The organism is Acinetobacter suaedae, assembly GCF_008630915.1.
Lineage (GTDB): Bacteria > Pseudomonadota > Gammaproteobacteria > Pseudomonadales > Moraxellaceae > Acinetobacter > Acinetobacter suaedae.
On sequence record NZ_CP043909.1, the window covers coordinates 1,432,255 to 1,446,569 of the forward strand.

The 14,315-nt window shown below is 38.9% G+C and carries 16 protein-coding genes; 12 read left to right on the top strand and 4 right to left on the bottom strand.

Annotated elements, in window-relative coordinates; all coding sequences use genetic code 11:
* Positions 1–32: 32 nt before the first annotated feature.
* Positions 33–722 carry an FMN-dependent NADH-azoreductase gene (locus F2A31_RS06700; protein ID WP_150025717.1) on the bottom strand — a complete coding sequence of 230 codons (690 nt, stop codon included), beginning with the start codon at positions 720–722 and terminating at the stop codon, positions 33–35.
* A 116-nt stretch (positions 723–838) separates the two neighbouring features.
* Between F2A31_RS06700 and F2A31_RS06705 the strand changes: the two genes are divergently transcribed.
* The gene (locus F2A31_RS06705) at positions 839–1,726 is read left to right on the top strand and encodes a LysR family transcriptional regulator (RefSeq protein ID WP_150025718.1); all 888 of its coding nucleotides are present in this window, start codon (positions 839–841) and stop codon (positions 1,724–1,726) included.
* Here F2A31_RS06705 and F2A31_RS06710 read toward each other — a convergent pair.
* On the bottom strand, positions 1,723–2,316 hold the full coding sequence (locus F2A31_RS06710) for a Maf family protein (RefSeq protein ID WP_150025719.1): 594 nt from the start codon (positions 2,314–2,316) through the stop codon (positions 1,723–1,725). The two genes, F2A31_RS06705 and F2A31_RS06710, sit on opposite strands and share 4 nt — an antisense overlap.
* The gene (locus F2A31_RS06715; RefSeq protein ID WP_150025720.1) at positions 2,316–2,699 is read right to left on the bottom strand and encodes a DUF2237 family protein; all 384 of its coding nucleotides are present in this window, start codon (positions 2,697–2,699) and stop codon (positions 2,316–2,318) included. Before F2A31_RS06715 ends, F2A31_RS06710 begins: the two co-directional genes overlap by 1 nt.
* Positions 2,700–2,838: 139 nt before the next feature.
* Between F2A31_RS06715 and F2A31_RS06720 the strand changes: the two genes are divergently transcribed.
* Together F2A31_RS06720 and F2A31_RS06725 are read left to right on the top strand one after the other, a co-directional pair.
* On the top strand, positions 2,839–4,026 hold the full coding sequence (locus F2A31_RS06720; RefSeq protein ID WP_150025721.1) for a phosphoglycerate kinase: 1,188 nt from the start codon (positions 2,839–2,841) through the stop codon (positions 4,024–4,026).
* A 164-nt stretch (positions 4,027–4,190) separates the two neighbouring features.
* A complete protein-coding gene (locus F2A31_RS06725) occupies positions 4,191–4,421 on the top strand; it encodes a hypothetical protein (RefSeq protein ID WP_150025722.1) in 231 nt (76 codons plus the stop codon).
* Between the two features lie 47 nt (positions 4,422–4,468).
* Here F2A31_RS06725 and F2A31_RS06730 read toward each other — a convergent pair whose 3' ends face one another.
* A complete protein-coding gene (locus F2A31_RS06730) occupies positions 4,469–4,852 on the bottom strand; it encodes a hypothetical protein (RefSeq protein WP_150025723.1) in 384 nt (127 codons plus the stop codon).
* Positions 4,853–5,071: 219 nt separating this feature from the next.
* On the opposite strand from F2A31_RS06730, the gene F2A31_RS06735 reads away from it, so the two are divergent.
* The 9 genes from F2A31_RS06735 to F2A31_RS06775 all read left to right on the top strand — a co-directional run bounded on the left by F2A31_RS06735 (position 5,072) and on the right by F2A31_RS06775 (position 14,303).
* Positions 5,072–5,650, top strand: coding sequence for a nitroreductase family protein (locus tag F2A31_RS06735; RefSeq protein ID WP_150025724.1), 579 nt, complete (start codon positions 5,072–5,074; stop codon positions 5,648–5,650).
* A gap of 50 nt (positions 5,651–5,700) precedes the next feature.
* Entirely contained in the window at positions 5,701–6,774 is a 1,074-nt protein-coding gene (locus tag F2A31_RS06740) for an NAD(P)H-dependent glycerol-3-phosphate dehydrogenase (protein ID WP_150025725.1), read from the top strand.
* A 130-nt stretch (positions 6,775–6,904) separates the two neighbouring features.
* On the top strand, positions 6,905–7,360 hold the full coding sequence (gene sixA, locus F2A31_RS06745) for a phosphohistidine phosphatase SixA (RefSeq protein WP_150025726.1): 456 nt from the start codon (positions 6,905–6,907) through the stop codon (positions 7,358–7,360).
* Between the two features lie 39 nt (positions 7,361–7,399).
* Positions 7,400–8,539 carry a type II secretion system protein GspL gene (gspL, locus tag F2A31_RS06750; protein ID WP_150025727.1) on the top strand — a complete coding sequence of 380 codons (1,140 nt, stop codon included), beginning with the start codon at positions 7,400–7,402 and terminating at the stop codon, positions 8,537–8,539.
* Positions 8,539–9,018 carry a type II secretion system protein GspM gene (gspM, locus tag F2A31_RS06755; RefSeq protein ID WP_150025728.1) on the top strand — a complete coding sequence of 160 codons (480 nt, stop codon included), beginning with the start codon at positions 8,539–8,541 and terminating at the stop codon, positions 9,016–9,018. Before gspL ends, gspM begins: the two co-directional genes overlap by 1 nt.
* A 118-nt stretch (positions 9,019–9,136) precedes the next feature.
* Entirely contained in the window at positions 9,137–10,144 is a 1,008-nt protein-coding gene (locus F2A31_RS06760) for a quinone-dependent dihydroorotate dehydrogenase (RefSeq protein WP_150025729.1), read from the top strand.
* Position 10,145: 1 nt separating this feature from the next.
* Complete coding sequence (locus F2A31_RS06765; RefSeq protein ID WP_150025730.1) at positions 10,146–10,739, top strand: CvpA family protein; 594 nt, start codon at positions 10,146–10,148, stop codon at positions 10,737–10,739.
* A gap of 40 nt (positions 10,740–10,779) precedes the next feature.
* Entirely contained in the window at positions 10,780–12,318 is a 1,539-nt protein-coding gene (gene purF, locus F2A31_RS06770; protein ID WP_150025731.1) for an amidophosphoribosyltransferase, read from the top strand.
* Between the two features lie 95 nt (positions 12,319–12,413).
* The gene (locus F2A31_RS06775) at positions 12,414–14,303 is read left to right on the top strand and encodes a M48 family metalloprotease (RefSeq protein WP_171490564.1); all 1,890 of its coding nucleotides are present in this window, start codon (positions 12,414–12,416) and stop codon (positions 14,301–14,303) included.
* Positions 14,304–14,315 lie beyond the last annotated feature (12 nt).

Below are 14,315 nucleotides of genomic sequence, written 5' to 3' on the forward strand. Positions count from 1 at the left end.
TCGAATACAATTGGATGAAATGTTAACCAGCTTTAAGCAGTTAGTTTTGCTTTGGTTTGATCCTGAGATAACTCTAAAACGAGTTGTCTAACTTGATGTTTTGCAGCATTAAGTGAGTCACGATGTCTCTGATCACCGAACTCCTGATATTCAGATCGAATCTCAAAGAATTGGTTTACACCTAAGTAATGACTAAGCACTTTGATGTGTGTACCCAGATGGTTCATGTGTTCTCTAAGTTCACCTTCACCAAAACCAAACTCTCCACATGAATTGAGTAAAATTAAGGTTTTATTTGAAAACATGGGGGCCAAAGGAAAGTCACCTCTAGCTAAGTCAAAAGTAAAGGTTTTATTGATTCTTATAATTTGATCAAACCATGCTTTCAGGGCAGCAGGCATACCATAATTATACATTGGCGTCGTAATTAAGATGATATCTGCGATTGCGACTTCATTAATATATTGATCAGATTCACTTAGTATCATTTTATGAACTTGAGTTCTTTTTTCTTCCGGGGTAAATACTGCTCCCAGCCAGTCTTGGGAAATAAAATTTGGTGTATGTTCTGCTAGATCTCGATACGTGATTGGATCGTGAGGGTGTTGTTTTTTCCAATCAGTGATAAAGAGTTGTCCTAACATTTTAGAAATTGAACTATGTTTCTCACCTTCGCCAAGGAATGAGCGGACACTGGCATCAATATGTAATAAGTTAGTCATTTTAATTGTACTCGATTTGATTACTAGATCTTTAAGGTAGAGGATTTTGTAATCTGCTGACAAATGACATTATTTGTGTGTAAGATGAGTTTTTCTCATCTTTAAAGAAGTACAGGATGTTGAAGCGATTACCATCACTAAATAGTATAAAAGTGTTTGAGGCAACTGCACGGTTAGGTAGTTTTAAAGCTGCAGCGCATGAATTAAATGTTTCACCCACCGCGATTTCACATCAGATTAGTGAATTAGAAAAAGAGTTAGGAATTAAGCTATTTATTCGAGGATTCAGGACCGTAACTTTGACGGATGAGGGTAAAAAGCTCGCTGAAGTGAGTATTCGATTAATCTCAGAATTGAAACAAACACTATTAGAACTCACAACATATTCCAAGCATATTACCATCAGCACCACAAATGCTTTTGCGGCAATGTGGTTAGTTCCTCAATTACATGTTTTCAAAACACAATATCCAGATATTGAAGTGCAGGTCAAAGCAGATGATCGCTTAATTGATATCGATCATGATCTAAAATTTGATATGGCGATTCGTTATGGCTTTGTTGATAAAAACCATATTCAGGTGAGCAAGATTACAAATGACCAATTTGGTTTATTTGCGACAAAACAATATTGGCATGATAAAGACGCAGCAACCTCGACTATGAAGTTGCTCATCACTAAATGGAAAAATGCGGATTTGTTAAAATATGACCAGCCTGAAGCTTTATTACAGCAATTTGGTCAGGAATGCCCTACATTTGAGTATTTTGAAGACGAGAATCAAGTGATTCAAGCCGCACTTGCCGGTCAAGGGGTAGCCTATGTGAGTAAGATTCTAGTACAGCAATCTGTCGCACAAGGTTGGTTGCTAGAGAGTCAATCTTTTCAGATTGGGGGCATGGATAATCTTTGTTATTACAGTGTTATTCCTAAGCGAAATCTCAATCATCCGAGTGTAATTGCTTTTCAGAACTGGATAATGCAACGACTCGCGACTGTTTAGGGCGCATTTATCCCAAATTCACGTAAGATCTTACAAAGCTGAATCATGGGTAGACCCATTAACGTGGTTTGATCATCACCAAGCATTTTTTCAAATAAGCTAATGCCCAAGCTTTCACACTTAAAACTGCCTGCACAATGCAAGGGTTGATCAATTTCAATATAGCGTTCAATTTCACCGAGTGTCAGATGACGAAATTTGACTTGGTAATGTTGAACTAGCGTCGTTTCAAAACCAGACTGTTGATGTTGAACACTGAGTCCAGTGCTGAAGAAAACGGTGTTACCAGAGTTGGCTTGTAACTGTTGGATTGCATTTTCAACAGTGAGTGGCTTCCCGATAAAATCATAAGGCGCATGTTCTCGCCATGCGACTTGATCTGATCCAATCACAATTGCGTTTGGATATTGTTCTGCAATCACACGGGCTTTTTCATAAGCTAAACGTTTTGCCAGATCATCAGCATGTAATTCACCGTTTGCTGACTCATCAATATCGGGTGAAATACAACGATAGTTCAATCGCAAACGGTCCATGAGTTCTTTACGGGTTTGGCTACTCGATGCCAAGATGAGTTCTACAGTCATCATTAAACAGCATATTCCGCAAGAACGTTGAGAGGCACGTAGTGCAAGACAGCATTGTGACAAGCATTTAATTTCACAGGAGGAGCGTGACCAGCTTGGTAAGCTTCAACCCAACGTGTCACACAAATACACCAAAAGTCACCAGGCTTTAAACCAGGGAAATCGATTTCTGGTAAAGGTGTAATCAAATCATTGCCCATTTTTTGAGAAAAATTTAAGAACTCTGATGTCATTTGCACACACATGGTATGTTGACCTAAATCATTCACCGATGTATGGCAAAAACCATTGCGAAAATAACCAGTGATTGGGTCAAAGCAGCAGCTGGCTAAAGGTTCGCCGAGAACGTTTAAACGATTGATTTTTGGATCTGGATGAATAGACATAATTCTATAAAAATTCAGTGTTGCTTAATATCATAATCAAAAGTGACGCTTTCGACAGCTTTTCTGTAAAAAAACTCACCTTTATTTTTGATAATCATTTAAAATTGTGCCGTTTTTTAAACCAACTAGAGAGCCATCCATGAATTTTCAGCGCATGACTGACCTTGATCTAACAGGTAAACGTGTCCTTATTCGTGAAGACTTAAACGTTCCTGTAAAAAATGGGGAAATTACGAGTGATGCACGTTTACGTGCTGCATTGCCAACCATTAAAGCTGCTTTAGAAAAAGGCGCAGCAGTGATGGTGTTTTCTCATCTTGGTCGTCCTGTAGAAGGTGAGCCAAAACCAGAACAATCACTTGCGCCTGTAGCAGCTTATTTAACCAAAGCATTGGGGCAAGAGGTAAAACTATTTACAGATTACCTAGAGGGTGTTGAGGTTGAAGCGGGACAAGTTGTTTTACTTGAAAACGTTCGTTTCAATCATGGTGAAAAGAAAAATAATGAAGCGCTTGCTAAAAAATATGCAGCACTTTGTGATGTATTTGTGATGGATGCATTTGGTACTGCCCACCGTGCAGAAGCCTCAACTGAGGGTGCTGCTCGTTTTGCGCCTATTGCAGCAGCAGGTCCTTTGTTAGCAGCTGAATTAGATGCTTTAGGTCGTGCAATGCAAACGCCAGAAAAACCGATGGTGGCAATTGTTGCCGGCTCTAAAGTTTCAACTAAACTAGATGTACTTAATTCGCTTTCTACAATCTGTGATCAATTAATCGTGGGTGGTGGTATTGCAAATACCTTCTTGGCTGCTGCTGGTTTCAATGTAGGTAAATCACTTTATGAAGCGGACTTGGTTGAAACTGCAAAACAAATTGCTGCCAAAGTAAGTGTGCCTTTACCAACTGACGTTGTAGTTGCTGATGCAAGCCAAATTAATTTTGAGGATTTCTTAGGTTCTCTGGCAAATAGCAAAGCAGTTGTGAAAAAAGTAGAAGATGTCGCTGATACCGATATGATTTTAGATGTTGGCCCAGAGACTGCAAATTCATTTGCTGAAATCCTAAAATCATCAAAAACGATTCTTTGGAATGGTCCTGTAGGTGTATTTGAAGTTGATCAATTTGGTGAAGGAACTAAAGTACTTTCACTGGCAATTGCTGAGTCTTCAGGTTTCTCTATTGCAGGCGGTGGAGATACATTGGCGGCGATTGATAAATATCAAGTTGCTGATCAAATCGGTTATATCTCAACAGGCGGTGGTGCATTCTTAGAGTTTGTTGAGGGTAAAACCTTACCTGCCGTTGCAGTTTTGCTTGAGCGTGCATAATCTTGATCTACATATCAGACTTGATGTTTGATTGAATGATAAGTTATAAAAAGAGTCGATCTTAATCGGCTCTTTTTTTGATTAAATCTTATGGTGGTCATAATATTGTCATATTGTTGCAATATGATTGTCATCAAACTAACCAGTTATAATGGGAAGCTGTAATGAATTTGAAATTAACACTTATTGCTTTAATGGTTGCACCAATCGTGATGTTAACTGCATGTGCAAAAAAAGAAGAAGCAAAAAATGCTGAGCAAGCAGGGGTTGAGTCAGTTCAAACATCGCCAGAACAACAGGCTGCTATCGATGCAATCGATAAACCAATTCTAGATGAAAAGAATACTGATGTTGTAGACGGTGATGCTGAAGTAGCAGCAAGTGAAGTGCAATAAGATTTAGACAATGAAAAAGCCGATGTTCAAACATCGGCTTTTTTTATTTATGTATTGGCTTTGCAGTAGAAAGTAAGAGTTGTTTGATAATCATCATCTTTGGCTAAAGATGCATTTCTTCCTGTAATTGTGCCGATCACGCCAGCAGCGGCCTCAACTAATTTTCCTGTTTCTTCATCTACAACACCTTTTAAAACACCTTGATAAGCAACTTTCTCGTCGACAATGACGGGTGAGGTATTACGTGTGCAAGTTTTTTGTGCAGCACTCACAGCATTGTTTTTAGCAATCAGGTTTGTTTTACCGATACCTGTGACTTCATAATGATTGTTTTCTTTCTGAATGGCTAAGGTGTGGGTGGGAGAAGATGCACATGCTGTTAATCCAAGTGCAATGCTGCTTAGTAAACTAAAAATAAAAGTTTTTTTCATTGCTTTTTCTCAGGTTGAAAGATTATTTCATTATTTGATCATATATTTTCCAAAATCTTTTGCGGCTTATGTACAGTTTATTGTGAAACTTAGTAAGAAAAGTAATCTAAAGGATGTTGGCTAAGTCATGAATATATATCAAGCTCCAATTATCCATAGTGAAAAAGAATCAGATTATGCTAATCTAGCATAATCCTTGTGCTAGTTAGATTTATATTAATGGCGGACTCCAAAATAGAGACAATTCATCAAAATATTCATCAACGTCAATCTATTGGACAGTTAATTGAACCCGCACCAAATACGCAACAAATTGAAAAAGCGGTTCAGGCCGCTTTAACTGCGCCTGATCATCATCGTTTAAAACCAACCCGTTTTGTTATTGTGGGTGCTGATCAACGTGCTACTTTTGGTGAGTTTTTAGCAAATGCTTTAGCTGACTTAGGTGAGACTGATCCTGCACATTTGGAGCGTGTAAAACAACATCCTTTTCGTGCGCCTATGTTGGTTTTAGCGCTAACAACACTGCAAGATCACCCCAAAGTTCCTCACTTTGAACAAATTTTAAGTACGGGCGCTGCGGTACAGAATTTTTTATTATCTCTCCAATCTCAAGGTTTTGCCACAATGTGGCGTTCTGGAGCAGTTGTTGAGTCAAATTGGCTTAAACAGCAATTGGGGTTGAAAGAACAAGATTTGATCTCCGGTATTATTTATGTTGGGACAGCTGCTAAAGCAATTCCTCCTCGTGCAGAAATAGATAGCCGAGCTTTTATGACAGTATGGCAAACCCCTTAGTTACATATTTAATTTTAATGATTAAAGAATAATGAGTTTCAGGATAGAAAATGGCAGAGTTAAAATTTACTGATTTGGTCGAACCTGTTGCAGTTGATCAAAAAACAGCGTTGAGAATTACAGTTCTTGGTGGTGGTAGTTTTGGTACTGCTATGGCAAACCTTGCTGCACGTAATGGTTGCGATACCATGATTTGGATACGTGATGCAGCAGTGGCAGAAGAAATTAATCAGACACATATTAATAAGCGTTATTTGCCAGATTATACTTTAGAACCTACCTTACATGCCGTTGCTGATTTAGAGTTAGCTGTACGTGATCGTGATATTATTTTAGTTGCGATACCAAGCCATTCCTTTCGGGATGTATTGAAGCAAATTGCACCATTTATCAGTGCACAAGCAGTTGTTTCTCTGACCAAGGGGATTGAAGCCAAAACATTTAGTTTTATGAGTGATATCATTCGTGAAGAACTGCCAGAAGTTCCTTATGGTGTTTTGTCTGGTCCAAACTTAGCTAAAGAAATTATGGCTGGTATGCCATCGGGTACTGTGATTGCAAGTGAGTCGGAACTGGTACGTTATGCCATACAACATGCTTTGCATAGTGCATTATTCCGTGTTTTTGGCAGCGATGATGTACATGGAGTTGAGCTTGGTGGTGCATTAAAGAATATTTATGCAGTGGCAATGGGAATGGGCGCTGCTTATAATATTGGTGAAAATACCAAAAGCATGATCTTAACTCGTGCTTTGGCAGAAATGAGCCGTTTTGCAGTAAAACAAGGTGCAAATCCACTTACATTCTTGGGGTTGTCAGGTGTAGGCGATTTATTTGCGACTTGTAACAGCCCGTTGAGCCGTAATTACCAAATTGGTTATGCATTAGGATCTGGCAAAACATTAGATCAAGCAACCAAAGAATTAGGTCAGACGGCCGAAGGTATTAATACGATTGTTCAAGTGCGTACCAAAGCAGAAGAGTTAGATGTTTATATGCCAATTACCAATGCACTCTATGAAGTGATTTTTGAAAACGCACCGCCAATGACTATCGCACTTTCTTTAATGAAAAATGGTCATCGGAGTGATGTCGAGTTTGTCTTACCACACCATGAAGTGTAAACCTTTATTTTTGTGAGGGAAGGCGAAGCTTTGTTATAAAAGAATCACTTTCCTTTAATGGAACGAGATTGGTTTATCAAATTGTCATCTTGCATGATTAAGATATCAATATAAAGAATAAGGTAATTTTATGCAGTTAACTTTAGTTCGTCACGGTGAAGCATCCCCAGCAGTGAATGGGAACGATATGCAACGCCCTTTGACTCAGCGTGGTCATCAACAAGCTGAGCAAACAGGGCTTTTTTTGAAAGATATAATTCGTCCTGAAATTTTTGTGGTTAGTCCATTATTACGAGCTCAAGAAACGTTGGCTTATATACAAAAACACTTTCAGGGTGTTCCTGTTTTAGTATGCGATAAAATCAAACCAGATGATGATGCAAAAGATGCAATTGAATGGTTATCAAAGCTGCCATACGAGTCGATTGCAGTGGTTTGTCATATGAATGTTATAGCGCATATTGCTGAACAATTGACACACGAAAACTTCCAACCATTTGCATTAGCAGAAGCTCGTATTTATGATCAAGCGGTGATTGCCAATGGTCTATCGACGCAGAAGAATCGTTTTGTACCAACGATCTAGATATTTATGTCCGCAATAAAATAAGAGTATTAAACAACGATGTTGTATTTATGGATGCCCGAAACCAATGGAACATGGTATTGGTCGACTGGGGAAAATTGGTTGCAGGCGAGTAGTCTTGAACAATTAATTCAAGATTTACAGGCGTATCATGGGAAAGAGACGATTGTGTATTTTCCTAGTCGTAATGCGCAAATATTACAACAAACGATGACCAAGATGCACTATAAGCAATTGGGGCAAGAGGGCGTCAAATATCTACTAGAAGAGTATGTGACTTTACCTATTGATCAGATGAAAGTCGTTCATCATTTTCACAATGATCAATTGAGTATTCTTGGGGTAGCACAATCGACTGTAGAAACATGGCAACATGCTTTAAGTTTGCTACCTGTTGACATCGTTGCGTTTTTACCTGACTTCTTGATTTTGCCAGAGCCAGAAATAGATCAAGTGGTGATGGTTAACTTGTATGAGCACTTGTTGGTTCGAGAGGGAGCGTATTTAGGTAACTCTGTCGATGACCTTGCACTATTTCTTGAGTTTCAGCCTTCCGATACGCATTATCAGTTTGCTAATTTAAATGCAGATCAACTTGACCATTTGGCAAACGTTTCGAATCGTGACCAACGAACTGAATTTAGCTATCAATTTGTTCAACCGGTTCGGGCTAAACAACATCCTTTTAATGTCTTTCCTAAAGCAAAAAACTCAAATGCAAAGTGGTCAGGTTACTGGAAAACTGCCGCAATTATATTTATGGCAGTGATTGTTGTGCAATTGAGTTATGATGCATTACGTTGGTCGAAGTTGAAGCGTGTTGCAGATCAAACTGCATTACAAGCGGTGGATCAGTATAAATCTTGGTTCGGCGAAAATAGTCGTGTGACTGAGCAAAATCTCAAAAGCCAGTTTGAAAGTCAGTTGCGAATGAGCAAACAGGGAGACGCTCAGGCATTGTCATTATTAAGTCGGGTTGGACCAATTTTAATGCAGAATCGAATTGTTGCTCAGCAAGTGAATTTTGATGCTGCTGTATTATCAATGGCATTAAAGGCAAATTCTGCCAATGAGTTGCAGGCATTGGTGCAACAATTGAATCAACAAGGATTCCAGGCAGAGTTGGGGAATGTGCAAGCAGATAGTGTGGGTGCTATCGGGACGGTAAAAGTAAAATAATGAAAAAATTTACACAATTACAAAATTTTGTTGATCAAAAAGTAGATGTCGTTGATCAGTATTTGCAGCGATTATCGACCCGTGAAAGAGTGATGGTTATATTCACTACGATTTTTGTGGTTGTCGCGATAATTGGAACTGCGCTATGGCAAATGCATAGCAAGGCAAATCAGCAGCAAAAGCGTCTAAATGAGTTAAAAGATTTAACCGTATGGATGCAGAGTAATGCTGCCACAATGAAGCCAGCCGGTGATCTTGAACTCTCAGCAGCAGATAAGATTCAGCGCGCTGCACAACAACAGGGGGTGGCGGTCTCATCACAACAAAATGGTGAGCAATTGCAAATTGTGGCTGAACATCGTAACTATGCTGTACTCGCCAATTTCCTTATGCAATTATCTCAAATGGGATTGAGCATTGTAAAAATGGATATGGTTTCGAACAATAATCAGATCAAACTAACTGCAACTGTTCAATAAATCATAATCTATGGTTGAAATGTCAGCAGACTTTAAAATAACTCTATGCCAAGCATGGTGTTTTGACGAGCCTATGCCTATAATATGGTTACTTGAAAATCAGTAGACTGTGATTGGTATGTTATATTCATTGGCTCGCCCTTTGTTGTTTACTTTAGCACCTGAACGTGCGCACGAAGTCACACTTTCTATGCTGGATAAAGCGCATAAATTAGGTTTAATGCATCAAAAAGTCGAAGCAAAGCCTGTAACATGTATGGGAATTCAATTTCCAAATCCAGTCGGTTTGGCGGCAGGTTTAGATAAAAATGGTGCGCACATCGATGCATTAGCAGCATTAGGTTTTGGGTTTATTGAAATTGGTACAATCACACCACGCCCACAAGCTGGCAATCCACAACCACGTTTATTTCGGATCCCTGAAGCGAAAGCAATTATTAACCGTATGGGGTTTAATAATGAGGGGGTTGATCAGTTAGTTGAAAATGTGAAAGCATCAAAATTTAAGGGAATTCTCGGCATTAATATCGGGAAAAATGCGGATACACCTGTAGAAGATGCCGTTTCAGATTATTTGATTTGCTTAGAAAAAGTTTATAACTACGCTTCATATATTACAGTCAATATTTCCTCACCAAATACTAAAAATCTCCGTAGCTTACAAAGTGGTGATGCATTAACTGAGTTGTTGCAGACTTTAAAAGATCGTCAGTTAGAACTTTCGCAACAATACAATCATTATGTGCCATTAGTATTAAAAGTTGCACCAGATTTAACGACAGAAGATATTCAGTTTATCGCGAATCAATTATTGAACTTTAAAATTGACGGTTTGATTGTAACGAACACGACTTTAGGTCGTGAAGGTGTAGAAAACTTAGCATTTGGTGATGAAGCTGGTGGTCTGTCTGGGGCACCAGTATTTAAAAAGAGTACAGAGTGTTTACGCCAGTTTTCTAAAATTTTAAAGGGTAAAATTCCATTGATCGGTGTGGGTGGGATTTTGTCGGGCGAAGAGGCTGTAGCCAAACAGCTTGCGGGTGCCTCTTTAGTGCAAGTATATAGTGGCTTAATTTATACAGGCCCGAAGCTTGTAAAAGATTGTGTTAATGCGATGACTGTGTGAAATGAACACGCTTGATATCATCATTCTGATCATCTTGCTCATTGGAGGGCTGAACGGTTTGCGTCAAGGATTTATTAAAGCCTTTGCGAACTTGGTCGGATGGATATTCGCATTGATCGTTGGGGCAAAATATGCAGTGGTGTTCGCACCTGCAATGGCTGGTTTGAGTCAAGATCCAGTTGTGCAAAAAATTGCAGCTTTTGCTTTTATTGTTCTGATCATTGTTGTGTGTACATGGATCGTTTCTGCATTTTTAAATGGACTCTTGAAAAGTCTGAAATTGGGCCCATTAAATCGTTTAGCTGGCGGTGCTTTTGGCTCTTTAAAAGGATTATTAATTGTCCTCATTGCCATGCAAGGTTTGGGTCCTTGGGTTGAAAGCTCACCTCATTGGAAACAATCTAAATTTGTGCAAGTTTTATTACCATATGCGCCTTTGGCAACTGAGTTATCGAAAGATGCAGCCAATCAAGCATTAAATCAAATGACATCTGAGGGGGCGTTGCTACATCGCCCTTCAAGCAAAAGCAATGAATCGGAGCGAGTATTAGCCAATGAACGTTCTGATCATTCAACCAGAAATCCGTTTTATTAATTGGGGTTAAACCCTGTTCCTAGCTTGTCGCGAGGTTGCTATGTGTGGAGTTGTTGGGATTGCCGGTAAATCGCCAGTGAACCAAATGTTATTTGATGCTTTAACGATGTTGCAACATCGGGGACAAGATGCAGCGGGGATCGTAACTTGCCATCAAGGACGTTTGTTTCTCCGTAAAGACAATGGAATGGTACGTGATGTTTTTCACACCCGCCATATGCGTGCATTGTTGGGAAATTATGGAATCGGTCATGTACGTTATCCAACGGCCGGTTCATCAAGCAGTGCCGAAGCACAGCCTTTCTATGTGAACTCTCCATACGGCATTACATTGGCGCATAACGGTAACTTGACCAATGCGATAGAAATTCATGATGACCTGTTCAAAACAGACTTACGTCATATGAATACTGATTCTGATTCTGAAGTTTTACTCAATGTATTTGCGCACGAGTTACAGAAAATTGGTACGTTGAATCCAACATCTGAAGATATTTTTCATACCGTTTCGCGTGTGCATGAACGTTGCAAAGGTGCTTACGGTGTAGTCGCTATGATCACTGGGCATGGCCTAGTTGGCTTCCGTGATCCAAATGGTATTCGTCCATTGATCTATGGTTCACGTGAGACTGATCAAGGTACAGAGTATATCATTGCATCTGAATCAGTTGCGATCACTGCACTTGGTTTTAAAATTGAGCGTGATATTGCACCAGGTGAAGCAATCTTTATTGATAGCGAAGGTCAGTTATTCTCGAAGCAATGCGCAGTAAATCCAGAATACCGTCCATGTATTTTTGAATACGTTTATTTTGCTCGTCCAGATGCAACAATTGATGGGATTTCGGTTTATAAAGCTCGTTTGAAAATGGGTGAAAAGCTTGCTTATAAAATCCTCAAAGAATGGGGTGAAGAGCATGACATTGATGTTGTGATTCCTATTCCTGATACGAGTCGTACTTCTGCTTTAGAGTTGGCAAATATTCTTGGGGTAAAATTCCGTGAAGGTTTCATGAAAAACCGCTATATCGGTCGTACCTTTATTATGCCAGGTCAACAACAGCGTAAAAAATCTGTACGCCAAAAATTAAACCCAGTTGAACTTGAATTTAAAGACAAAAATGTTTTGTTGGTGGATGACTCAATTGTACGTGGTACAACGTGTAATGAGATCATCCAAATGGCACGTGATTCTGGTGCGAAGAAAGTATTCTTTGCCTCTGCTGCACCTATGGTGAAATATCCAAATGTGTATGGTATCGATATGCCAGCTAAATCAGAATTAATTGCTTCTGAGCGTAGTGTAGAAGAAATTCGTGAAATTATTGGTGCTGACCGTTTAATCTTCCAAGATTTAGAAGACTTGAAAAATGCGGTGCGTACTAGCAAAGTACCAGATCTAAGAGAGTTTGATTGCTCTGTTTTTGATGGTGTGTATGTTGCAGGTGGTATTAATCAACAATATCTGACAGATCTTGAGCAAAAGCGTAATGATACAGCCAAGAAAAATGCAGATGGCTATATCGATGTGAATATTGATGCAGCTTCCGTTGATTTAACGGGTATTCGAGAAGCATAATTTTCTTATATCTAGAAAAGCGGGAAATTCCCGCTTTTTTATTTTATGATAGACATTAAATTTACCTATAAACAATGTAATCAGGAAAATTTACATTGAAAGAAATGAGCCATTATTTAATTGAAAATAAAAGTATTGCATGGTCAATGAGTTTTTGTTGGCTTGCGATGCTATTGACGGTTTTTATTCTCAATTTAATCTTAGGTTTAGTGGTTCATTTTTTTGATTATACACAGCAAATTTGGTGGCATGTCCTTAGCCCATATTTTATTGCGCTATTGTTTTTCGTGCTAGTTTGGTCCGTTGGGGCTGAATTTTATGTGTTACGTGAAGGGGGGCATTCTCTTGCTAAGCAATTAAAAGCCCGCCGTTTGGTTTATGATGAAAGTACACCTGAAGAAAGTACGGCTTTAAAAGTTGCTGAGCAAGTTGCAAAAAGCTTTGCAATAGAAACGCCTGCAGTTTATGTTCTGCCTGATGAAGTTGGCGTAAATGCTTTAACAGCAGGCTTCAAGTCTCAAGATATTGTGATTATTTTAACTTGGGGGGCTTTGCAGAATCTTGATGAATTAGAACTATATGGTTTGTTAAGTTACGAGTTCAATCAAATCTTATCAGGTGAAGCGGTAGAAAATACCAAACTCAAAATTTTATATAGCGGCTTAACTACTTTTAGCCAATGGGGGAGTAAATTAGCCCAAGCTGGCTATAACCCTTATGCAACGAATCGTCGCAATAAATTCGAGACAATCTTTGTGGCGATTGGAGGCGTGATTTGGCTAATCGGCAGTTTAGGGATACTAATAACACGTTTTATTAAATATCTAACCTTAAGTGGTCGTACTTTTCGTAATGATTTGAAGACAATGCATTTAATGAATAACAATGCCAATATTCAGACGTTATTACGTATCTATGTGCATCATTCGGGTTCTCAGATCCATAGTGCATATTCTGAATCTATTTCACATATGTGTTTTGCGAACTCTCTCAGTCCGCAAAGCTGGATGAATATTCATCCTAGTATTAAAGACCGTATTTATGAGTTGAATCCAACTTTGCTACAGGACTTACAACTAGAAAATTTACGAAAGTTACGTAGTCGCCCACTGTTTAGTTTATTTCGCTCATTAGAGGAAGAAATAACAGATGCAACTACACCTTGGAGCTCTCCTCAGCCATTACCATTGCTGCGTTTGTCTCCGATCAGCTTTGCTTTAAATGATGCGATTAAACCGTTAAATCCTGAGCTGCGAAAAAATAAGAAGCGCCCAGAACTGATTCAAAGAGCCATGCAAACAGCGACAGGCTCTCGTGAAGTCATGGTTGCGATTTTAATGATTCGACAATATCGTGAATTTATTCCACAAGATGCACCTGTAAGCCATGCGATTGTCGATGCATTACTTCATCTTGATGGTCGTATTCATGTGCAGATTTTCCACGATGCTTGTAAGAACATTGGGCATATGCCAGCGAGTATTGCACGCCAGTTTTTAACTAAATTAGCCAATATTATTCAGGCCGATGGTGAGGTTGGTCTATTGGATGCTTTGTTGTTGGAAAAAGTGAAGCATGAATTGAATTTGATGCCTGCTCATTTACCTACATCATTTGAGGAAGTAAAGTCTCAGATTGTTCATTTGATTGATGCTTTATTGCATGTGCAACAAATTAATAGCCCTAATCAGTTAGAAGTCCGCGAGCGTATTTTAAGATTTATCTTAACTGACGATGAAATGCAGATTTATGCTGATATTTCAGATGAGCCTTTAGATTTAGCTGAGATATTGAATGACGTGTCTGGGCTGTTGCTACGTGATCGTCTGAATATTCTTTCAATCGCAGAGCGCTGCTTATGGAGTGATCGAATTATTACTCAAGATGAACTTGATGTTTTGGAGTTGTTATATTGGCGTTTAGGTTTTGACACACAAGAAGTCGTTGAGCAAATGCTTAAGAAAAATAGTTTAATGATTATTTAGTTGATTATATGG

What these genes read in the sequence shown, in the direction of transcription:
- F2A31_RS06760 (WP_150025729.1), top strand. Translation starts at nt 9,137, where the DNA reads ATGTTATATTCATTGGCTCGCCCTTTGTTGTTTACTTTAGCACCTGAA.
- sixA (WP_150025726.1), top strand. Translation starts at nt 6,905, where the DNA reads ATGCAGTTAACTTTAGTTCGTCACGGTGAAGCATCCCCAGCAGTGAAT.
- F2A31_RS06725 (WP_150025722.1), top strand. Translation starts at nt 4,191, where the DNA reads ATGAATTTGAAATTAACACTTATTGCTTTAATGGTTGCACCAATCGTG.
- F2A31_RS06765 (WP_150025730.1), top strand. Translation starts at nt 10,146, where the DNA reads ATGAACACGCTTGATATCATCATTCTGATCATCTTGCTCATTGGAGGG.
- gspM (WP_150025728.1), top strand. Translation starts at nt 8,539, where the DNA reads ATGAAAAAATTTACACAATTACAAAATTTTGTTGATCAAAAAGTAGAT.
- F2A31_RS06735 (WP_150025724.1), top strand. Translation starts at nt 5,072, where the DNA reads ATGGCGGACTCCAAAATAGAGACAATTCATCAAAATATTCATCAACGT.
- F2A31_RS06710 (WP_150025719.1), bottom strand. Translation starts at nt 2,316, where the DNA reads ATGATGACTGTAGAACTCATCTTGGCATCGAGTAGCCAAACCCGTAAA.
- F2A31_RS06715 (WP_150025720.1), bottom strand. Translation starts at nt 2,699, where the DNA reads ATGTCTATTCATCCAGATCCAAAAATCAATCGTTTAAACGTTCTCGGC.
- gspL (WP_150025727.1), top strand. Translation starts at nt 7,400, where the DNA reads ATGTTGTATTTATGGATGCCCGAAACCAATGGAACATGGTATTGGTCG.
- F2A31_RS06740 (WP_150025725.1), top strand. Translation starts at nt 5,701, where the DNA reads ATGGCAGAGTTAAAATTTACTGATTTGGTCGAACCTGTTGCAGTTGAT.
- F2A31_RS06705 (WP_150025718.1), top strand. Translation starts at nt 839, where the DNA reads ATGTTGAAGCGATTACCATCACTAAATAGTATAAAAGTGTTTGAGGCA.
- purF (WP_150025731.1), top strand. Translation starts at nt 10,780, where the DNA reads ATGTGTGGAGTTGTTGGGATTGCCGGTAAATCGCCAGTGAACCAAATG.
- F2A31_RS06730 (WP_150025723.1), bottom strand. Translation starts at nt 4,852, where the DNA reads ATGAAAAAAACTTTTATTTTTAGTTTACTAAGCAGCATTGCACTTGGA.
- F2A31_RS06700 (WP_150025717.1), bottom strand. Translation starts at nt 722, where the DNA reads ATGACTAACTTATTACATATTGATGCCAGTGTCCGCTCATTCCTTGGC.
- F2A31_RS06720 (WP_150025721.1), top strand. Translation starts at nt 2,839, where the DNA reads ATGAATTTTCAGCGCATGACTGACCTTGATCTAACAGGTAAACGTGTC.